This window comes from Micromonospora sonneratiae (assembly GCF_042679305.1).
GTDB lineage: Bacteria > Actinomycetota > Actinomycetes > Mycobacteriales > Micromonosporaceae > Micromonospora_H > Micromonospora_H sonneratiae.
On record NZ_JBHTMP010000001.1, the window covers coordinates 47,986 to 66,467 of the forward strand.

Below are 18,482 nucleotides of genomic sequence, written 5' to 3' on the forward strand. Positions count from 1 at the left end.
TATTTGGCGCCTCTTTAGGGCCGAAGGTCCCGGGTATAAGGGACCCCCAGCCGGGCATTACGGGTCACCCGGCCCGACCTGGCCCGCTCCACCTCACCCCAGGTCAGGCCCTGGTGTGACCTGCGTCATGATCTGGTCCAGGACCTCGCTCATCGCCGACCGTTCCGCCGGATCCACCCCGGGCAGCGCCTCGCGGGCCGCCGCCACCTGTGCCCTGGCGCGGCCCGGGTCACCCCGTTCCGCGTTCGTCTGTGCCATGAACAGGTTCACCCGTACGACGTTGCTCCACGACTCGGCGGCGAGGAACTCGTCGAGCAACTCCGCACACCGCCGCAGCGCCTCCTCCACCGCACCCGACTCCTTGAGCACGTACGCGACGAGAAAGGCGGTTTCCGCGGCGTAGATGGGCATCGACCGGGACCGGTAGTAGCCGAGGGCGGTCTCGAAGGCGGTCGTCGACTCGGGGAACCGCCCCCGGTGCAGCTCGACGATGCCCAACTCGTGGTGTGCGTCCGCGTACAGGCGGGACGGCTGCGGAGCGGATTCGATCACGTACGCGCACCAGTGCGCCGCGTCGTCGAGGTTTCCCGACTCCTCCTCCACCATCGCCAGCTCGTGCGCGGTCGCGGCGAGACTCGTCCGGCTGAGCCGGCCCTCGCTCTGCTCCACGTTCAACGCCGAGGTCAGCCACTCCCGTGCACCGGCCAGATCGCCGCCGCGACGTGCCCGGGCGCCCAGATAACGGCGGAGGTTGACGGACGACTCGAAGTCGCCACGCAGATCCGCGACGCGAAGCTGCGAGATCAGCTCTTCGGTCGAGGCTGCGTCCCAGCTCCGCGCCGGGGTCGGCTGGTCGACGGGTGGCAGTCCGACCTCCATGGCCAGCGCCTCGGCCTGCGATCGGCTGAGCGCCAGCGCATCGACCAGCCGCGCCAACGAGACCCGACAGGCGGTCAGTTCCTCAGCCGAGCCGTTGGCCATTGCGTCCGCCACCGCTGCGCGGAGTGCGCCGACCGCCTCTGCCGGAGCGCCGAGCTCTACCATGATCGTCACCAGGTGCAGGCGTAGCATCACGACCTGCTGCCGCACGAAGGGCGTGCCGTCGTCCTGTAGCAGCCGGTCGATGTGCAACTTCGCGGTGGACCAGTCGGTGCGCACCATCGCGGCGTGTCCGAGGATCGCGTCGAGCCGGTTGAAGAAGGCATCCGCGCCGGGCCTGGTCGCGTGCTCGGCGTAGGCAAGGTGGTAGATGTCGCCCAGCAGGCTCCGCGCCCTCGTCCAGCCGAACGAACCGACCGGCTCGTCGGCGAACGCCTCCGCCACTGTTCGGGCCAGGCCGTACGCTCCGGTGCGCAGGGCGTGCCACACCGACAGCCACATGGCCGACTCGAGCAGGTTGAGGGTCAGGTCCCGCCCGATCCGGTCGGCGTACGGGTTGGCTGGACGGTCGGCAGCGGCGCGCCGGGCAGAAGTGCCAGCTGTCAGCGTCGCCGCCGCCGCGCTGACTCCCTGGCTGAGGGCCGCCACGGCATCGGCGGAGAACCAGGTGGCCAGTCTGCCGCGCAACGCGTACCGGACCAACGGGGGAACCTCGAAGCCCACGTCGGGATCGTCGGTGATCTGCCGGGCCAGGCCGAGGCCGCAGGCCTCGGCCAGCAGGTCACACCATTCGTCGACCGTCACCACCGCACCGGTGGCCCGGGTGAACGGGTCCCCTTCGAGGCCCCGGTCGGTCAGCACGGTGAGCAGTCGAGGAAGGACCACCCTGCCGTGCAGCCCGAGCAGGGACAGCGCCCGCAGGCTGGTCGGAGGAAGCGCTTCGAGGCACTGCTCGATCGCCGGGTCGGACAGCGGATCGTCGGGACCGTCGGCGACCCCGAACTCGAGCCGGTGGCAGAGCTGTTCCACCGGCACCGACCCGAGCGCGCGGGTGACGGCCTGAAGCGTGGCGCCGTGCCAGCCGATACAGCGGATCAGCCAGCGCAGCAGCGGCTCGCTCAACGTCCGGAGGTCCTGTTCACCAACCCGGTCGAACACTGCACGACGCAGGAACATGCCGGTGACCTCGGGCGGGATGTCCGCCAGTGGATACGAATGGTGTTCGACGCTCAGCGTGTCGTGCCGTAGCCCGATGACCACCCGATGCCCCGCCGGTAGTAGCGCCAGCGCCTCCGCGCAGGACGGTACGAGGTCGTCCATGCCATCCCAGACGTGCAGCACCCGGCACCCGGGGTACGTCCGCGCGGCCAGCCGGGCCGCGTCGAGAAGTTGCTCGGCTGTGGTGCCGTCCTGCCGCGCGCACACCAACTCGACCTGATCAAAGAGGTGGGTAAGCTCGACATACCGGGCGTACGACCGCAGAAACGTGCTCTTCCCGCCGCCCACCGGGGCATGGACGACTACCGGCACTGCCGACATGAGCTGCCGGTCGAGGTGGGTGACCTCGTCGTCCCGGTACATCACCATGTCGAGGTCGTCGAATTCGTCGTCGGATTCGTGCTTCGGGGCCGGTACGGCGACCGGGGTCGCAACGGGGCCCGGTGCAGGGGCGTGGGCCGGTGGCGGGCCATCAGCCGATGACGGAGCGTCGACGATCGGTGCCGAACGTGCATCCTGGCGGTAGAGCACGGGCATTACCTGGAACGGTCGGGTCAGGCCGAGTCTGGTCGACGGCTGTCGTACCAGGTCCAGCACTGCCCGGCGCCCCGCGGAGGCCGCCCGGGCCGGGGTCTCGCGCCGCCCGACGGACCGGTAGAACGCCGACATGAACCGGGAGGCGACCATGGCCGGGACGTTGTGCGTCATGGCCAGCACCTCGGGGATCCCGCCCGCCAGCAGTGCTGACGCAACGGTACGCACACTGGGATCGGTCGAACGGTGCGCGGATCGGCACGCGTTGAGTACGACGACCGGAATGCGGTCGACCGCTACGGCAGCCGCGAAGTCGGCGGCTGCGACCAGGTCGGGCCGGCCGTCGGCCCGCTCGAGGACCAGGCCACTGGCCAACTTCGCAGAGACCGCGCCAGGGCGAAAGAACCCGTGTCCGTCGAAGTGGACGATCGAGTAGTCCCCCTGCGTGGTCAGGACCTCCCGGAGCCGGTCCATCGTGGGTGGATGCAGCAGGTCCAGACGTAGCGTCTCGGGTGCTTGCGCCGCGACCGTCAACATCGGTCCACGGATCGTCCGGGACCGGACGTCCTGCGCACCGTACGGCCGTGGCGACACCAGGAGCACCCGGAGTGGGCCGTCCCACACGGGAACGGTCTCCTCGTCGGCCCTGTGCCGGTCCGCCGGGCCCAGGCACCGGGTGAGTTCCCGGGCCGAGGCCAGCGGATACACGTCGGTGCCCGGTACTCGGAGCAGTTCCCAGGGAATCGCCAGCGGTTCCGGCTCCTCGGAGATCAGGTGCACGGACCGGTTCTCGTCGGCCGCACCGGCGAAGCTCCCGAAGAGGTCCATGGTCTCGGCGGTCGTGGTCAGCGCCCGGTACAGCTCATGTCCGAGTTCCGCCGCGTCAGCCAACGCAGCCTGGTAGCGCTGCCGCTGAGGCCCGAAGGGCAACGGCGGACAGTCCTCCAACAGCCAGCGAAGTTCCTCCACCCGGGTTTCGGTGAACGGATCGCGGAACTCCGCGCTGGCGTCCCGGGATCCGATGGAGAGGGTGAGCCGTTCCGACCCGTCGAAGGTAACGAACAGCTCGGCCACCGGACCCGCCTCAGTCCGATTCGGTCAGCCGGAACTCGACCACGGTCGCACCGTCCGGTCGCTCGGTCCTGCGGTAGTAGATCTCGCGTCCCTTCGCCCGCCGGGTCAGCAGCCGTTTCAACAGGTCGTAGACGGCGTTGCCACCGACGCCCGAGGCCAGCGTGCCCAGGACGACCAGCACCGTCCCCACCATCTCGCCCGGGTCGAACCGGTCGGCCGGTTCGGAGAGGGGTCGGGCTACCGCTACCGCCGAGTGGTCACCGCTCATGTTCCACTGATGTGCGAACTCCGTCGCAGTCAGGCCGAACTCGTCGTCGATGGCGACGATCATGTCCATGTACCACCCCCGGGATCTCGTCCGGACCGAACGATAGATGAGGCTGGCAATCCTCACCCGGTCGCGGGATCGAGTCGATGACCGCCGGAACCGAGAACCTGACTCGTGCTCGATCCCGAACACGGGTACCGGCACGCTCCGTGGTAGCGTCACCGCAGCGTCGCGTGCCGGTGGCAGACCGTGCCAGGCATGGAGGCGTCGGACCGAAGGGAATACGACGATGATGTTCGTCGTACCTTCGCCCTCCACCTATGCGTGAGGGCGAGAAGAGCAGGCTGGTGGCCTGGAGCCGAGAGCTGCGCGACGTCCATGAAAGACTCCGCGAAGCATTGGCCGTAACCCGGCACGCCCTCGCCGCCGGTGAGCCGGCGGAGCCAGCGACAAGGGATCTACTGCTGTTCTGTCACGGGTTCTGCACCGCCCTGACCGCCCACCATCAGGGCGAGGACCGTGACCTGTTCCCGGCGATCGCCGAGCAACATCCCGAGCTGCGTGAGACTCTGCACTACCTGCGGCAGGACCACTCGATGATCGCGCACCTACTGGCCGGGCTGCAGGCTGCCGTGGCCCGGGCCGCTCCACCCACTGTCCTGGATCGACACCTGGAGGGCCTGGAGGCGATCATGGAGTCGCACTTCAGCTACAAGGAACGCCAACTCCTGGCCGTGCTGGAGACACTGGCGCTGGACGCGGACCCCGGCGCCGTGCTGGGACCTCTGTGACCGTCCCGCACACATCGATCGGCACCGCTCATCTCCATTGAACCCGAGCCGGGAACCACACCGACTTGACCACGTCTACTACGTACTGCGATGCTACGCGGAACGTAGTAGACGTGAGGTGGCGGCCATGTCCGGGCTATCCGATCTAGGCAGGTTCTCCGAACCTGCCGTACTCATCCTGGTCAGCCTTGCCGACGGACCGAAGCATGGCTATGCCATGCAGGACGACATCGCCGGGCTCACCGGCGAGCGCCCGGGACCGGGCACGCTCTACGGCGCGATCCGGCGGCTGGAGGAGCGCGGCTACATCGAGGCACTGGCAACCCAGGATCGCCGTAAGCCCTACCAGTTGACCGACTCCGGCCGTGCCGCGCTCACCCTGGAACTCGAGCGGATGCGGGCGGTCGCCAACACCGGGCTCCGCCGGCTGGCGGTGGCCTGATGCGCCGCTGGCTGGTCGACCGCGTGCTGATCCTCTATCCGCACGCGATCCGCGATCGCTACGGCGAGGAGATCCGCGAACTGCTGACGGATTCGCCCACCCCGGTACGCGACCTCGCGGACGTGGCGTGGTGCGCACTGATTGACCGGATCACCCGGGCGAGGGAATCGATGAGCCTGGCACGGGCCCGCACCAGTGCCCGTACCCTGGGGAAACTCCTGCTGGTGCCGCCGATCTGCACGGTCGCGCTGGTGACGCTGATGATGGCGGTGGGGCCGGTGCTGAACATGATGGTCGCCCTCGGTGTCGACACCGCGCGGGCCGCACCCGTGGTCCACAGCTCTGCGGTCGTACCGGTCGGTCTGCTGGCCTGGTGGCTCGGGCGACGTGTCGGCCGTAACGGCGCGGTCTCCGCCGCATGGTTGGCGGCACCGGCGACGCTGACCGTAGGACTGCTCCTCATCACAGGCCTGCCCGGTGCGGGCATCGTCCTCGGCGAGGACCGCAACTCGTCGATCCTGGCCGTGCTCTGCTGGTGTGCCGGGGTGGCCGCGCTCGGTCCACTGCTTCGTGTCCTGGCCGGACGGGGACGGACCGCCACGGCTCTCCTCACCGCTACCGCCGGTGGACTCGCGCTGCTCACCCTGACCACCATCACCTACGTCGTCAGCGCCGTCGAGCCGATCCGGGCCCCACGCCAGTACGCGTTGTACTGGTATCTCAGCTCCCTCTCCGGGGTCGACCCCGGCCTGGTCGACAACGGCTACCTACAGCTCGCCGATGCGGTCAAGTTCCTGCCGGCGCTGCTCACCGTCTGCACCGTCTACGTATTCGCACTGGTCACCGCTGCCGCACGAAGTCGGAGTCGAGATCGACAGCTGCTCCGGTGACCGGGACCGAGGTGCAGTCACTCCCGCCAGCCCGAGACCATTCTTATCGCCCACAGGTCCCCATGCCACGCCCAGGCCGGAACCGGGCACAATCGATCAGGTTTCGACCATCCAGATCGGGGAGTAGCAACACGATGGACCGGCGACGTTTCCTCACCCTGGCCGGCGGCACCACAGTGGGGGCAGGCCTGTCCGCCTCGGCCCTGGCCGCACCGGCAGCCGCGGCAGGCGCACGGTACTTCAACCGGCGGGTGCCCGACGAGGCGCACACGGTGATGGGCCAACTGGCCGCACAGGGCATCAGCGCGTTCTCCTTCACCCCGTCCAACGGGTGGGTGATGGTCACCCAGACCGGCAGCTATCAGGCCCGGGGCATCCCGGACGAGTGTTTCACCGCGCTGGGCCAGGCCATCACCGACGGAATGAAGGTCCACTGTGTAGCCTTCCCACCCGAGGGTGGAAACCGGTGGGTGATCACGGGAGACAGCGGGGTACTGGCGCAGGGTATCCCGGACGAGTGCCACCAGAGGATCCTGGAGTTCTACGCCGCCGGGCAACAGGTCGTCGACGTCGCGTTCCCGCCGGCCGGCGGCAACCGCTGGGTGATCGTCGGGACCACCGGCACCTTCGCCCGGGGCATCGACGACGAGTGCTACCAGACCATGCGGAACCTGAACCAGGGCGGGCGGCGGATCACCCGGGTGGCTTTCCCGTACACCGGTGGTTGGGCCGTCGTCGCTCAGGACGAGTTCCGGGCACGCAACATCGACGGTGAGTGTGTCCAGCAGATGGGCAGCTTCACCGCCGAGGGCTGGCAGCTGCACAATCTCGCCTTCGCCCCGCAGAACAACGGCTGGTCGCTGTGCTCACGCGGACCGGCACCGACGCTGCCGGTCAACCGGATCCGTCAGTTCGAGAACTCCGTCGGCGGCCAGGGCATCTGGCAACGGATGGCGGCCTGGAAGGCACCGGGCGCGGTGGTCGCGGTGGTCCTCGACAACCAGATCGCCTGGTCCACCGGGTACGGGTGGCTGGAGGCGGGCGGGTCGGGTGCGGCACATCCGGAAAGCGCCTTCCAGGCCGCCTCGATCAGCAAGGCGGTCGCCGCGCTGGGCGTGATGCGACTGTCCCAGACCCGGCCCGATCTCCCGCTCTCCACCGACATCCGTACCACCCTCGACTGGCAACTGGACCAGCGGGCATGCGTATCGACCACGGCGACACCGAGCATCGACCGGGTGCTGGCACACCGGGCCGGCGTGATCGGTCGGGGTTCCACCTCACCGGCGAACGTCTGCACCGGTTTCGATGCCAACACCGGAGGCGGATTCGCCGGGTACGGCCCCAACGCGACGGTGCCCACGCTGCTGGAGGTGATGAACGGCCAGGGCAACTCGCCGAAGATCGAGCTGACCACCACCCCGGGAACGGAATACCACTACTCGGGCGCGGGATTCGTGTTGCTGCAACGGATGATCGAGCAACGCACCGGGTTGTCACTGACCCAGTACATGCAGAACGAGATCTTCGGTCCGCTGGGCATGACGACCAGCTCGTACGCGCTGGCCCCGGCGTTCGAGTTGGCCTCGGGACACGGCAGCACCGGCGCGGTGATCGCCGGCCGGCGCAACCGCTATCCGGAGTCGGCCGCCGCCGGGCTCTACACCACCGTGCGCGACCTGTGCCGACTGGTGAGCTATCTCAACCGGGGCTGGTCCGCAGCGGGTGACATCACCGGGCCACTGAACCGCTCCTCGATCCGGACCATGCTGAGCACCGGCCCCACCCCCGGCCGGGGTCGGGGATTCGCCCTGTCCGGCGTGGGCACGACCAGTTTCTGGTACGGCCACAACGGCTCCAACTACGGCTTCAAGAGTGAGTTCGGCGGCTACCCCGAGCGGGGCACCGGCTATGCCGTCATGGTCAACGGAGACCGGTCCGAGTTGGTGAGCGAGATCGTCGCCGCGATCAGGTCGACCTACGGCTGGGGGTGACGACGGTTCCGCTGAAGGCGATGAATTTATACGATGCGATCTCCACCCTGAAGCGTCGCCGGGCGCAGCGGGCCGGCTCGGTAAGCCACCGGAGGCAGGGATCTGATGACCGCGGACGAGAAGCTACGGACGTACCCTTTCGAGGCCTTCCGGGGTGAGCTGCCGGCGGAGCTGCTGGCGATGGTGCGGGACGAACCGGTGAGTCGGGTCCAACTGCCCGACGGCCGTCCGGTGTGGCTGGTGGTGGGCTACGACGAGGTGTGCACGGCGCTGGCCGATCCCCGCCTGACCCGGCACACCGGTGCCGACACCACCGCTGGGCAGTGCCCGGTGGCACCACGGGTTCGCGAACTCGGCATGAACGGGCCGGCGCACACCTCCCTGCGCCGCCTTGCCGCACGCGCGTTCACCGCCCGGCGGATCGAGGCGTACCGGCCACGGGTGCAGCAGATCACCGACGGGTTGCTCGACGCGATGGTGGCCGGTGGACAGCCGGGCGACCTGATCAGCGCTCTGGTGGCACCGCTACCCGCGCTGGTGGTATGTGAGGTGCTCGGCGTACCGGCGGATGACCGGGAGCGGTTCAACGCCTGGGTCGCGGACATCAACTCGCTCACCGCGTACGGATCACCGGAGGCCGCCCGCTCGTCGGCGGAACTGCGGGCCTACCTGTTCGCGCAACTGTCGGTCAAGCGGGCCTCCCCCGGCGAGGACCTCCTGTCCGCGTGGCTGGCCGCCCAGGCCGACGACGAACTCAGCGACGAGGAGATCGTTGGCCTGGCGGTCGGCGTCCTGATCGGCGGCCGGGAGATCAACTCCACCAGCGCGGGGATACGGGCACTGTTCCAGCATCCGGAGCAGCTCGCCCGCCTGCGGGCAGAACCCGACCTGCTGCCGAGGGCGGTCGAGGAGATCCTGCGCCATACGTCGGTCAGCCCGATGTTCCTGGTACAGACCGCGCTGGAGGACCTGACGCTCGACGGCGTACGGATCAGGGCCGGCGACGCGGTGATGGCGGTGCCCTGGGCGGCCAACCGGCACCCCGGTGCCTTCCCCGACCCGGACACCTTCGACGTGGGAAGGTCCCCCGGCAACCCCCACCTCACCTTCGGGTACGGTCCACACTTCTGCCTGGGTGCGGCGCTGGGCCGGTTGCAGATGGAGATCGCGATCGGCACCCTGCTGCGCCGCTTCCCGAACCTGGCCCCGGCTGTCGGGATGGACGAGTTGCCCTGGCGACACGAACGGATCAACTGCGGGATCGCGGAGTTCCCGGTCACCTGGTGAGCCGGCCGGCAGCCCCGCCGTCCCTGATTCAGCCGGCGGGTAACGTCGCCTCGATGGCGTCGGCCGCGCCTTCGGTGCCGTCCGGCCCGGCGTCGTGGGCGGGCCGGGGCGCGGCGAGCGTGGCCCGGATGGCGTCGGCCACCTCACGCGGTGTCCAGCGCTCCTCGGGCAGCCAGTTCGCGGCACCATGACGGGCGACCCGCCCGGCGTTGTCCGGACGGTCCAACCCGCTGGCCAGGATGACCTGGCCGGTGTTGCTGGTCAGGGCTCGGGCGAGCGTACCGATGCCGCCGTGGTGAACCACCGCCGCCACCCGGGGAGCCACGGCAGGAAACGGCAACCTCGGAAACCAACGTACGTTGGGCGGGAGTGGATCGGGCACCAGTTCCCGGTGCCGTACGGCCAGCAGCGCGGGCCGGTCGAGCAACCGGACCGCCTCGACGGCGGTGCGGTAGAACTCCCGGTGCAGGAGTCGGCCCGTACCGCCGGTGATCAGCAGCGGGGGTACGGCGCCGGCCAGCAACTCGGCCGCCTCCGGCGGCACCGCGTGTTCCTCGTGCTGACCGTCGTCGGCCAGCACGAAGCCGGCCAACTGGACACCGGCCGGTGCCGGTGTTCCAGCCCGGTCGAACCAGTCCGGCCACAGGCCGACGTACCGGTCGGCCGACCACATCCAACCTGGCCAGTCCCGAACCCCCGCCAACCCGACCTCGGCGCGGGCGGCGTCGATCCGGTCGGCCAGCACCTCACCGTAGAGCCAGCCCACCCGGGACAGGGCCTGGAACTGGAACGGAGAGTGCGCCAGGCAGACCAGCGGCGCGCCCGTCGCCTCGGCTGCGATCAGCGCCGACTGACCGGAGATCGGTGCCCCGACCAGCACCGTGTGTCCGGGCCGGTGCCGGCGCAGCAGCTCCCGGCACTCGAAGCGCAGCTGGGCGAAGAGGCCGGTACGGTCGAAGTGGTGGCGGAACTCCCCGATCTCGGTCGCGTCGGCCTGGTCACCCGCGTCGGCGAGGTAGTACTCGTACTCACTGATCGTGTCGATCGGCACGAACCCGATGCCGGCGGCGTCCACCACCGGTCGGTAGTACTCGTGGCTGAGCACCGTCACGTCGTGTCCCCGGGCCCGCAGCGCCCGGCCGACGCGTACGAACGGCAGGACGTCGCCATCCGTACCGTGGATCACCATCAGGACGAGCGCCACGGCCAGGCCCCACCGATCGCCAGCAGGTCAGTACGGTTCAACGGCGTTGACCCGGGTCGGCCAGTAACGCTGGCCCGGGGCGGCCTGGTAGTGCTCCCAACGGGGCGGGTCACCGGTCGGCACGTCCCCCAGTACGGTCACCCGCTGTCCCCGACGGCGTTCGGTGTAGTCGTTGACCGCATAGTGCTGGGTGACCCGGTTGTCCCAGACCGCCACGTCACCGGGACGCCACCGGTAGCGGCACATGAACTGCGGCTGTTCCGAGAAGTCGAACAGGTAGTCCAGCAACGCGTCGCTCTCGTTGCGGCTCAACTGCGGCACGTGTGAGGTGAACAGACGATTGACGTACAGGCTGCGACGGCCGGTCCCGGGGTGCACCCGGACGACGGGATGCTCGGCCCGGCTGCTGAACTCGTCGCCGATCCGGATCACGTGCACGGCGGTCAGCCCGTCGAGCAGGTCCCGCATCGGCGCGGAGAGCTGCTCGTAGACCAGGTACTGGTTGGTCCACATGGTGTCGCCACCGGTGCTCGGGCAGTCGACTAGCTGAAGGATCGACGCGATCGGCGGGCTGGCGTGGAAGGTCATGTCGGTGTGCCAGACGTCCACCTTCCCGCCGTTCTCGGAGTCGATGATCACGATCTCCGGGTGACCGTCGAGTCGGGGCAGGTACGGATGCAGCTCCACCTCACCGAACCGGCGGCCGAACGCGACGTGCGCCCCGGGCGGCAGGCCCTGCTGACCGGCGATGAAGATGACCAGATGCTCCAGGAGCAGGCGGTGCAGCTCGGCGAAGTCCTCGTCGGACAGGTTCGCCAGGTCGACACCGTGCACCTCCGCACCGAGCGCCCCGGACACCGGCCTGACCTCGAACCGGGTGGTGGCGGGAACCGACATCTTCTCCCCCGCTCTCGGCGAATCCTCAACGAAGGTCCTGGTCAAACCGCAACTTGGCGGCCACGCACCAGGGCACTTGGCTTCGGAAGTATTCCAGAGCCGGGGCGGGTCCGACCAGCGCCCTGAACGAGGATTTTCGATGTACCTGGAGCTGTTGACGTGTCCCGGACACGCTGGCAACATCGATCGCGCTCGGAGCCACCGCACTGAGCGCATTGGAGTAATCCGGGCCGATGAGCGGGGTCGCCGTGATCACACTCTGCCTGTACTACGACGACGTCCAGAGCGCATCGGACTGGCTGACGCGGGCGTTCGGGTTCCAGGAACGGGCCCGGCGCGGCACCGCGGGCCAGGTTACCCACGCCGAGACGGAGCTGGCCGGGCTGCGGGTCGTGCTGGAACAGCGCAACCCTGCCGACACCTCCGTACCACCGGCACGGATCCAGCTGACCACCACCGAGCTGGACCTGGTCCATCGGCGCGCGCTCGACGCCGGTGCCACAGTCGTCGAGGCGCTGACCGACAGCCGGGCCCCCGGCGACCGGGGCTTCACCGTCGCCGATCCCGGCGGATACCACTGGACGTTCGTGACACAGCCCGCCGAGCCGACCGGCAACGACGCCACGGCCGGTGCCATCGGTCAGCTCGGGCAGCTCACCGACCTGGCCACCCCGTCCGCCGTACGGGTGCTGGCCACGTTGCGCGTACCCGACCTGATCGACAAGGGCGTCACCGAGCTGACTGCGATCGCCGACGCCTGTGACGCCGACCGCGACGCACTCGGCCGGCTCCTGCGCTACCTGGTCCATCGGCAGGTGCTCACCGAACCGGCCAGCGACGTCTTCGCACTGACCGAGATCGGACGACTGCTGTGTGAGCAGGGGCCTGCCGGACAGCGCGCCTGGCTGGACCTGGACGGTCTGGGCGCCCGGATGGACCTGGCCTACCAGGGGCTGCTCCACTCCGTACGGACCGGGGAGCCGGCCTACGCGACCGTGCACGGCCGTACCTTCTGGGCCGAACTGGACGCCGAGCCCGGCTACCGGCGGTACTTCGACGAACTCATGATGACCCAGCAGCACCTGACCGCCCCGCAGGTCGCCGACCTGTACGACTGGAGCGGGGTCACCCGGGTCTACGACGTCGGTGGCGGCAGTGGTGCCCTGCTGACCCAGTTGCTGCACAGCCATCCCCACCTGCTCGGCACCCTGGTCGACCGGCCCAGCGCGGCGCGGGCCGCTGCGGACCGCATCGCCGCCATCGGCCTGGCTGATCGGGCGGAAACCGTCGCCGGGGACTTCTTCGGGCCACTGCCCACCGGCGGGGACGTGTACGTGGTGTCCCGGGCACTCACCGACTGGAACGACCGGGACGCGACCACCATCCTGCGCCGGTGCGCCGAAGCCGCCGGGGCCCGGGGGCGTGTCCTGATCGTCGAGGTGCTGCCCACCGAGCCGTACGTGCCGCACCTGTCACCGTTCGACCTGCAAATGTTGATCGTGGTCGGTGGCCGGGAACGGGGACTGGCCGACTTCGAGGCGCTGGCCGGACGGGCCGGGCTCGTCATCTCCCAGGTGGTCCGCGGCCGGGACGGGCTCACATTGATCGAGTGTGTTGCCGCCCCGGTGTCCGACGACGTTCCCGAAGCCACCGAAGTGGAACCTGCCACGACGGCAGGCGGCCCGTGCGCATCCTCCTGACCAGCCAGCCCATCTACTCGCACCTCGTACCGGCCCTGCTGCCGTTGGCTCGGACCGCGCAGGCGCTCGGGCACGACGTCGCGGTCGCCACCGCCGCTTCGATGGCCGACGAACTGGCCCGGGCCGGGGTTGCGCACCTGCCGCTGCCGCACGTGCCCGGCCAGACCGAGCTGCGTACCGATCCTCGCCTGGCCGAGCGGTTCGGCCTGCCCCAGCGGTTGATGGCACCCGGTCGGCATACCGTCGAGCCAACGGTGTGGCAGCAGATCGCCCGGGCGTACGCGGGACCGATCGCCGGATGCTTCGCCGCTGACCTGTTGGACGCGGCACGAGACTGGCGGCCGGATGTGATCGTCCGGGAGCCGGCAGAGTACGGCGGCTATCTCGCTGCGGAACGACTCGGCGTTCCACATGCGACGCTGGACATCGCCCCGTTCGCCGCCGAGGACCTACCCCATGTCGTCGACGTCCTCGACGAGCAGCGGGCGGCGCTGGACCTGCCGCCGACGGGCGACGGCTGGCATCCGCATCGCCATCTACGCGCCGGGCTCCTTCCCGAGACGTGGTACCCGCCGTCGCTGCGGCCCGCCTCCGCGCGCTACTACCGGATGCCCGCGTCCGCCGCCGAGCCGGCGCTGGACCCGTGGTACGCCGAACTGCCCGACGACCGGCCACTGGTGCTGGCCAGCCTCGGCTCACTGGTGCTCTCCCTGCCCGGCATGGCCGAGGTGCTGCCCGCCGTAGTGGCCGCATTGGGTGAACTGCGGTGCACGGCAGTGCTTTCCCTGGGGGGCCGTACAGAACTGGCCGAACTGATCGGCAGCCCGCCGAAGAACGTACACCTGACGCCGTTCGTCCCACAGCGGACCGTCCTGGCCACCTGCGATCTGTTCTTCACCCACGCGGGCTTCAGCTCCACCCGGGAGGCCGTCACGGCCGGGGTACCGATGGTGGCGCTGCCGGCCGTCGCCGACCAGCCAGCCAACGCCCACCGGATCGCCGAACTCGGTCTCGGGCTACGGCTGGACCTCGAGGAGCTGACCGTGGCCGGAATCGTCGATGCCTGCCAACGGGTGCTGGTCGAGCCGGCCTACCGCTGGCGGGTACGGGCCATGCAGCGCCAACTGCTGACCGGCCCGGGGTTCGAACAACTCGTCGAGGACCTGGCCGGGCTGGTCGGCCAGCATTGACGCTGGATCCCGCCGGTGACCATCAGCCGACCGGTCGAGTGAGGCATGTTAGACCAACTGGTGCATGGCGGCCGACGCTGCCTTTCCCGACCTGGCCGGAATCGCCGACACGCTGACCTGTCTCGCTGATTCCCTTCCGCCAACACCTTGTCGAACGTCAATAGGTAATCACGTCAGAACTGCCCAACACGGCCAGCCGGGCGCACCGCCGACCACAGTGCCCCCAGGTTCGCCGGGTAGTAGGAAATAAACCCGTTGCCCTGCCACCACCAACCACCTACCGTCATTGGCAACACCAGCACCGAAGGAGCAACCAGCCATGATGCACATCCAGCCCACCACACCGAAGCGACCCACATCGCTCGGTCAATGGTGCGCCATGAGCATGGCCAAAGCCGAAACCTTCGTCGACAACTACAAGCTGGGCAGGTGGCGCGGCTAACGCACCCAACCGCGAAGCCGCCGCCCACCCAACAGGGACCGGGCGGCTTTTTCATTACCCGACAACTGCATGTGGGCGTAGCTCAGAGGCCAGAGCGCCGGTCTCCAAAACCGGATGTCGCAGGTTCAACTCCTGCCGCCCATGCGTAAGCCCCGACTTCGGCCGGCGGCCTTGATGGTTCTCAATTCCACAGCGGATGGCACACACGACGACACCCGGGCCGGCGGCAGCACCACCACGCCGCCGGCCGGGGTGTCGACCACCAAGCGGGCCTGTAGCTCAGTTGGTAGAGCGCCGCCTCGGCAGGGCGGAAGTCGGGGGTTCGACTCCCCCCAGGTCCACGCAGCGGTGCGCCGTGAACAGGTCGGGCTGACCACCCGGCCGGCGACTGTCACCGCCCCGCAACGGCAGGCAGGCAACGCACCTGCACTGCTCACCCTCTCGGCTGAATGGCAGCGCAACCGAGCATCAGATCCGACCGGCCGTTGGAGCAGCGGAACGCTCACCTGGCTCTCAACCAGGAGATCACGGGTTCGATCCCCGTACGGCCGACACCTTCCGGGATGGGCTGCTGGCAGGCCCAACGAGACTTTGGATCTCGGCACAGACGCAGGTTCGATTCCTGCTCCCGGAGCTTCCTGTTCTCCGTTGGCTCACCTGGCAAGAGCGGTGCCGGCCGGTTGACCCCGCGCCGGGCGAGTGCCGCAGACGAGGCCCGACCCAGCGCGCGGCGTAGGGCTGGCCCCGACTGCGGTGCGGAACATCGGGAGACCACGATGCGGGGCTTCAAGTCCCGGCCCGGAAACAGGTCATGCTTCGGTAGCCCAACGGCAGGAGGCAGCGCGCTCAAACCGCGCACAGTGTGCGTTCGAATCGCACCCGAAGCACCACCACCGTCGTGGCTCAGATGGTCAGAGCGCGGTCCTGGTTACGACCGAGGCCCCCGGTTCGAGTCCGGGCGACGGTTGTCATGCGGCTGTAGCACAACGGCAGTGCGGCTGCTTGCCATGCAGCAGACCGGGGTTCGACTCCCCGTAGCCGCTCTCACCCAACGACACCCCCACGAAAGGAGGGACCTGGTGGACGCCGTACTCGTCGTCAACGCCGACCTCGGGCCGCTACACCGGGTCCCGGTCAAACACGCGATCCGGATGCTGTGCCGCCGAGTCGCCGAAATCCACGAGGCAGAACCCGACCGGCTCATCGGCGTCTTCCCGATGCCGCGGGTGGTCCGACTCGTCCGGTACGTCGTCACCAGATGGCGGTACACCAACGGCCCTGCCTGGTCCCGGGCCGGGGTCCTCGCCCGCGACAACCGCCAGTGCGGCTACTGCACCGCGCCCGCGACCACCGTCGACCACATCCTGCCCCGCTCCCGGGGCGGACGGAACACATGGCAGAACACGATCAGCGCCTGCTACGGCTGTAACCAGGCCAAGGGAGACCGGACGCCGGTCGAGGCTGGGATGCCGCTGCGGTTCGCCGTGTCGGTCCCGACCTGGGCCGCGTTGGCGCAGCACTGATCGTCTGGGCCGGCGGATCCACGGGGGTCCGCCGGCCCCTTTCCCGGATCGTCCAACGGCAGGACGTCTGACTCTGACTCAGAAAATCGAGGTTCGAATCCTTGTCCGGGAGCGCAATGCCGGTGAAGCACGACAGGCCGTGCACTCGACTTGTAATCGAGAGGTTAGCGGGTTCGAGTCCCGCCACCGGCTCCAAGCCAGCGCAGCACGACAGGTGGTGCACGCCCTCGTAAGGGCGAGGTAGGCGGTTCGAGACCGCCCGCTGGCTCGCTGGCCGACGTAGCTCAGCAGGTAGAGCATCCGGCTCATAACCGGAAGGTCGCCGGTTCGAGACCGGCCGTCGGCACGTAACAGCACCACTCGCCCGGGTAGCCCAACGAGCGGACGTAAGTAATGTTCCGCTTTACATGTTCGGCTTTCTTCGCCGCCGCTCGCTAACGTTCCTGATCGACATGGGCGTAATAGTAGCGACGGGTTGCCCCGCGATTTTCAGCAGGATCAACATAAGGCACAACCACAGCAGTATCGCCGTTCTCATTCCCAATCCATTCCTATGCCCGGCTAGCCCAATTGGTAGAGGCGTCTGCCTTAGAAGCAGAAATGGTGGGGGTTCGACTCCCTCGCCGGGTACGCAGCAGCACCACGGGCTCGTAGCTCATCTGGTAGAGCACCGCTCTTGCAAAGCGGAGGCAGCCGGTTCGACACCGGCCGAGTCCACTGGCCGCAAGATCGGCCGATGCTGGCGTAGCCCAGCAGCAAGAGCATCCGGTTGTCAGCCGGAGGGTCTGGGGTTCGAGTCCCTCGACCCCTTCCGGCGGGACCACGCCCTGGTAGCTCAGTGGAATAGAGCGCCTGGCTACGAACCAGGAGGCCGCAGGTTCGAATCCTGCTCGGGGCACGTATCGGGATATGGCGCAGTCAGGGAGCGCGCTGCACTGGGGGTGCAGAGGTCGCCGGTTCGAACCCGGCTATCCCGACCAGCGGGTTGTAACTCAGCTTGGTCAGAGTGCGCGGTTTGGGGCCGCGAAGTCGCAGGTTCGAATCCTGTCAACCCGACTTGTGGAAGGTACCGGCCCATGGGGGCCAGCCGGTCTTGAAAACCGGAGGAGGGGTAACGCCCTGGCGTTCGACTCGTCTACCTTCCGCCAAGCCCCCGTAGCTCAGAGGAAGAGCAGCCGACTTTTAACCAGCGGGTCGGGATGTCGGAATTCCCCGGGGGCACTTCGCGGCATGTACGCCAGGTTCGATTTCTGGATGCCGCACCACGCGCCGTTAGCTCAGGGGTCAGAGCAGCCGACTCTTAATCGGCGGGGCGACCGTTCGAATCGGTCACGGCGTACTTGCGGGGTGGAGGAGTTCGGTCGTCCTCGCCGGGCTCATAACCCGGAAATCGCGGGTTCGAATCCCGCTCCCGCCACCAAGCCCCGGTAGCTCAGCGGGAGAGCACCGTCTCGACAAGGCGGGGGCGGCTGGTTCGACACCAGCCCGGGGCACGTAGATCACCTTGGCGCGGTGGACGAACAGGAAGAGTCACCTGCCTTTCAAGCAGGACACGTTGCGGGTTCGAGTCCCGTCCGCGCTGCCATTCCGGTGTCGCCCAGTTGGTAGGGCAAGCGGCTGTTAACCGCCACGGCGCAGGTTCGAATCCTGCCACCGGAGCAATGCCCGTGTAGCTCAGCGGTAGAGCGCCGGTCTTACACACCGGGTGCCCAGGTTCGATCCCTGGTACGGGCACTGGCCCTCATGGGCCGTAGTTGTGGCTGTAGCTCAGCGGTCAGAGCGTCCGGTCGTGGCCCGGAAGGTCGCGGGTTCGAGTCCCGCCAGTCACCCTCGTGCGGGTGCGCCGACGTCGGAGAGTCGGGGCCGGCGGTAACCCGGCCGCACGCGCTGAGGGGGTTCGAATCCCTCCACCCGCACCATGTCCTCGTAGCGCAGCGGATAGCGCACCAGGTTCCGAACCTGGGGGTCGCTGGTTCGAGTCCAGCCGGGGACACGTCACGGTCGTATGCCCGAGTGGTCAGGGAGCGGTCTGCAAAACCGCGTACCGGGGTTCGATTCCCCGTACGGCCCCCAACGTCTGCCATCCTCTGTGGAACGCCCGGACGTCAGGCTCCGGGCTGCGGCGGTGGCCCGCTCCGGCTTCGGCATG

The 18,482-nt window shown here is 68.7% G+C and carries 12 protein-coding genes and 27 tRNA genes; 35 read left to right on the forward strand and 4 right to left on the reverse strand.

Annotation, left to right across the window (positions count from 1 at the left end):
- Positions 1-93: 93 nt before the first annotated feature.
- Together ACFQ4H_RS00180 and ACFQ4H_RS00185 are read right to left on the reverse strand one after the other, a co-directional pair.
- A complete protein-coding gene (locus ACFQ4H_RS00180) occupies positions 94-3,705 on the reverse strand; it encodes a CHAT domain-containing protein (RefSeq protein WP_377565420.1) in 3,612 nt (1,203 codons plus the stop codon).
- A 10-nt stretch (positions 3,706-3,715) separates the two neighbouring features.
- Positions 3,716-4,042: a hypothetical protein gene (locus tag ACFQ4H_RS00185; RefSeq protein WP_377565423.1), complete on the reverse strand. Its 327-nt coding sequence runs from the start codon at positions 4,040-4,042 to the stop codon at positions 3,716-3,718.
- 251 nt (positions 4,043-4,293) lie between these two features.
- Between ACFQ4H_RS00185 and ACFQ4H_RS00190 the strand changes: the two genes are divergently transcribed.
- The 5 genes from ACFQ4H_RS00190 to ACFQ4H_RS00210 all read left to right on the forward strand — a co-directional run bounded on the left by ACFQ4H_RS00190 (position 4,294) and on the right by ACFQ4H_RS00210 (position 9,377).
- A complete protein-coding gene (locus ACFQ4H_RS00190) occupies positions 4,294-4,764 on the forward strand; it encodes a hemerythrin domain-containing protein (RefSeq protein WP_377565426.1) in 471 nt (156 codons plus the stop codon).
- A 127-nt stretch (positions 4,765-4,891) separates the two neighbouring features.
- Entirely contained in the window at positions 4,892-5,206 is a 315-nt protein-coding gene (locus tag ACFQ4H_RS00195) for a PadR family transcriptional regulator (protein WP_377565429.1), read from the forward strand.
- Positions 5,206-6,096 carry a hypothetical protein gene (locus ACFQ4H_RS00200; RefSeq protein ID WP_377565432.1) on the forward strand — a complete coding sequence of 297 codons (891 nt, stop codon included), beginning with the start codon at positions 5,206-5,208 and terminating at the stop codon, positions 6,094-6,096. Before ACFQ4H_RS00195 ends, ACFQ4H_RS00200 begins: the two co-directional genes overlap by 1 nt.
- Positions 6,097-6,230: 134 nt before the next feature.
- Complete coding sequence (locus ACFQ4H_RS00205; RefSeq protein ID WP_377565435.1) at positions 6,231-8,090, forward strand: serine hydrolase domain-containing protein; 1,860 nt, start codon at positions 6,231-6,233, stop codon at positions 8,088-8,090.
- A gap of 105 nt (positions 8,091-8,195) precedes the next feature.
- A complete protein-coding gene (locus ACFQ4H_RS00210; RefSeq protein ID WP_377565438.1) occupies positions 8,196-9,377 on the forward strand; it encodes a cytochrome P450 in 1,182 nt (393 codons plus the stop codon).
- A 28-nt stretch (positions 9,378-9,405) separates the two neighbouring features.
- Here the strand turns inward: ACFQ4H_RS00210 and ACFQ4H_RS00215 are convergent, their stop codons facing one another.
- Both ACFQ4H_RS00215 and ACFQ4H_RS00220 read right to left on the reverse strand, forming a co-directional pair.
- Complete coding sequence (locus ACFQ4H_RS00215; RefSeq protein ID WP_377565441.1) at positions 9,406-10,581, reverse strand: glycosyltransferase; 1,176 nt, start codon at positions 10,579-10,581, stop codon at positions 9,406-9,408.
- Positions 10,582-10,608: 27 nt separating this feature from the next.
- Positions 10,609-11,478 (reverse strand): TauD/TfdA dioxygenase family protein, encoded by an 870-nt coding sequence (locus ACFQ4H_RS00220; RefSeq protein ID WP_377565444.1) that lies wholly within the window; start codon positions 11,476-11,478, stop codon positions 10,609-10,611.
- A 233-nt stretch (positions 11,479-11,711) separates the two neighbouring features.
- Here ACFQ4H_RS00220 and ACFQ4H_RS00225 point away from each other — a divergent pair, with 233 nt between their 5' ends.
- The 30 genes from ACFQ4H_RS00225 to ACFQ4H_RS00370 all read left to right on the forward strand — a co-directional run bounded on the left by ACFQ4H_RS00225 (position 11,712) and on the right by ACFQ4H_RS00370 (position 18,406).
- Positions 11,712-13,178 (forward strand): methyltransferase, encoded by a 1,467-nt coding sequence (locus ACFQ4H_RS00225; protein ID WP_377565447.1) that lies wholly within the window; start codon positions 11,712-11,714, stop codon positions 13,176-13,178.
- Positions 13,163-14,368: a glycosyltransferase gene (locus ACFQ4H_RS00230; protein ID WP_377565450.1), complete on the forward strand. Its 1,206-nt coding sequence runs from the start codon at positions 13,163-13,165 to the stop codon at positions 14,366-14,368. The genes ACFQ4H_RS00225 and ACFQ4H_RS00230 overlap by 16 nt, the downstream gene beginning before the upstream one ends.
- A 513-nt stretch (positions 14,369-14,881) precedes the next feature.
- Positions 14,882-14,954: transfer RNA gene (locus tag ACFQ4H_RS00235), tRNA-Trp, on the forward strand.
- 124 nt (positions 14,955-15,078) lie between these two features.
- A tRNA-Ala gene (locus ACFQ4H_RS00240) sits at positions 15,079-15,151 on the forward strand.
- A gap of 138 nt (positions 15,152-15,289) precedes the next feature.
- Positions 15,290-15,362, forward strand: a tRNA-Glu gene (locus ACFQ4H_RS00245).
- Between the two features lie 5 nt (positions 15,363-15,367).
- Positions 15,368-15,444, forward strand: a tRNA-Gln gene (locus ACFQ4H_RS00250).
- A gap of 179 nt (positions 15,445-15,623) precedes the next feature.
- Positions 15,624-15,700: transfer RNA gene (locus ACFQ4H_RS00255), tRNA-Leu, on the forward strand.
- Between the two features lie 2 nt (positions 15,701-15,702).
- A tRNA-Thr gene (locus ACFQ4H_RS00260) sits at positions 15,703-15,777 on the forward strand.
- A gap of 5 nt (positions 15,778-15,782) precedes the next feature.
- Positions 15,783-15,853, forward strand: a tRNA-Gly gene (locus ACFQ4H_RS00265).
- A gap of 36 nt (positions 15,854-15,889) precedes the next feature.
- Complete coding sequence (locus ACFQ4H_RS00270) at positions 15,890-16,333, forward strand: HNH endonuclease (RefSeq protein ID WP_377565453.1); 444 nt, start codon at positions 15,890-15,892, stop codon at positions 16,331-16,333.
- Positions 16,334-16,374: 41 nt separating this feature from the next.
- Positions 16,375-16,445 (forward strand) — tRNA-Gln (locus tag ACFQ4H_RS00275).
- A gap of 6 nt (positions 16,446-16,451) precedes the next feature.
- Positions 16,452-16,528: transfer RNA gene (locus ACFQ4H_RS00280), tRNA-Thr, on the forward strand.
- Positions 16,529-16,606: 78 nt separating this feature from the next.
- Positions 16,607-16,679, forward strand: a tRNA-Met gene (locus ACFQ4H_RS00285).
- Positions 16,680-16,888: 209 nt separating this feature from the next.
- A tRNA-Leu gene (locus ACFQ4H_RS00290) sits at positions 16,889-16,963 on the forward strand.
- Between the two features lie 14 nt (positions 16,964-16,977).
- A tRNA-Ala gene (locus ACFQ4H_RS00295) sits at positions 16,978-17,050 on the forward strand.
- 107 nt (positions 17,051-17,157) lie between these two features.
- Positions 17,158-17,231: transfer RNA gene (locus tag ACFQ4H_RS00300), tRNA-Arg, on the forward strand.
- 5 nt (positions 17,232-17,236) lie between these two features.
- Positions 17,237-17,313: transfer RNA gene (locus ACFQ4H_RS00305), tRNA-Pro, on the forward strand.
- A gap of 1 nt (position 17,314) precedes the next feature.
- A tRNA-Pro gene (locus ACFQ4H_RS00310) sits at positions 17,315-17,389 on the forward strand.
- A 5-nt stretch (positions 17,390-17,394) separates the two neighbouring features.
- A tRNA-OTHER gene (locus ACFQ4H_RS00315) sits at positions 17,395-17,481 on the forward strand.
- A 1-nt stretch (position 17,482) separates the two neighbouring features.
- A tRNA-Lys gene (locus tag ACFQ4H_RS00320) sits at positions 17,483-17,554 on the forward strand.
- Positions 17,555-17,599: 45 nt separating this feature from the next.
- A tRNA-Lys gene (locus ACFQ4H_RS00325) sits at positions 17,600-17,672 on the forward strand.
- Between the two features lie 2 nt (positions 17,673-17,674).
- Positions 17,675-17,753 (forward strand) — tRNA-Met (locus ACFQ4H_RS00330).
- A gap of 1 nt (position 17,754) precedes the next feature.
- Positions 17,755-17,826 (forward strand) — tRNA-Val (locus ACFQ4H_RS00335).
- Between the two features lie 13 nt (positions 17,827-17,839).
- Positions 17,840-17,918 (forward strand) — tRNA-Glu (locus ACFQ4H_RS00340).
- A 1-nt stretch (position 17,919) separates the two neighbouring features.
- Positions 17,920-17,992, forward strand: a tRNA-Asn gene (locus ACFQ4H_RS00345).
- A gap of 4 nt (positions 17,993-17,996) precedes the next feature.
- Positions 17,997-18,067: transfer RNA gene (locus ACFQ4H_RS00350), tRNA-Val, on the forward strand.
- Positions 18,068-18,089: 22 nt separating this feature from the next.
- Positions 18,090-18,162: transfer RNA gene (locus ACFQ4H_RS00355), tRNA-His, on the forward strand.
- A 5-nt stretch (positions 18,163-18,167) separates the two neighbouring features.
- A tRNA-Tyr gene (locus ACFQ4H_RS00360) sits at positions 18,168-18,252 on the forward strand.
- Position 18,253: 1 nt separating this feature from the next.
- Positions 18,254-18,326 (forward strand) — tRNA-Arg (locus ACFQ4H_RS00365).
- A 6-nt stretch (positions 18,327-18,332) separates the two neighbouring features.
- Positions 18,333-18,406: transfer RNA gene (locus tag ACFQ4H_RS00370), tRNA-Cys, on the forward strand.
- Positions 18,407-18,482: the final 76 nt, after the last annotated feature.

What these genes read in the sequence shown, in the direction of transcription:
- ACFQ4H_RS00185 (WP_377565423.1), bottom strand. Translation starts at nt 4,042, where the DNA reads ATGGACATGATCGTCGCCATCGACGACGAGTTCGGCCTGACTGCGACG.
- ACFQ4H_RS00190 (WP_377565426.1), top strand. Translation starts at nt 4,294, where the DNA reads ATGCGTGAGGGCGAGAAGAGCAGGCTGGTGGCCTGGAGCCGAGAGCTG.
- ACFQ4H_RS00195 (WP_377565429.1), top strand. Translation starts at nt 4,892, where the DNA reads ATGTCCGGGCTATCCGATCTAGGCAGGTTCTCCGAACCTGCCGTACTC.
- ACFQ4H_RS00200 (WP_377565432.1), top strand. Translation starts at nt 5,206, where the DNA reads ATGCGCCGCTGGCTGGTCGACCGCGTGCTGATCCTCTATCCGCACGCG.
- ACFQ4H_RS00205 (WP_377565435.1), top strand. Translation starts at nt 6,231, where the DNA reads ATGGACCGGCGACGTTTCCTCACCCTGGCCGGCGGCACCACAGTGGGG.
- ACFQ4H_RS00210 (WP_377565438.1), top strand. Translation starts at nt 8,196, where the DNA reads ATGACCGCGGACGAGAAGCTACGGACGTACCCTTTCGAGGCCTTCCGG.
- ACFQ4H_RS00220 (WP_377565444.1), bottom strand. Translation starts at nt 11,478, where the DNA reads ATGTCGGTTCCCGCCACCACCCGGTTCGAGGTCAGGCCGGTGTCCGGG.
- ACFQ4H_RS00225 (WP_377565447.1), top strand. Translation starts at nt 11,712, where the DNA reads ATGAGCGGGGTCGCCGTGATCACACTCTGCCTGTACTACGACGACGTC.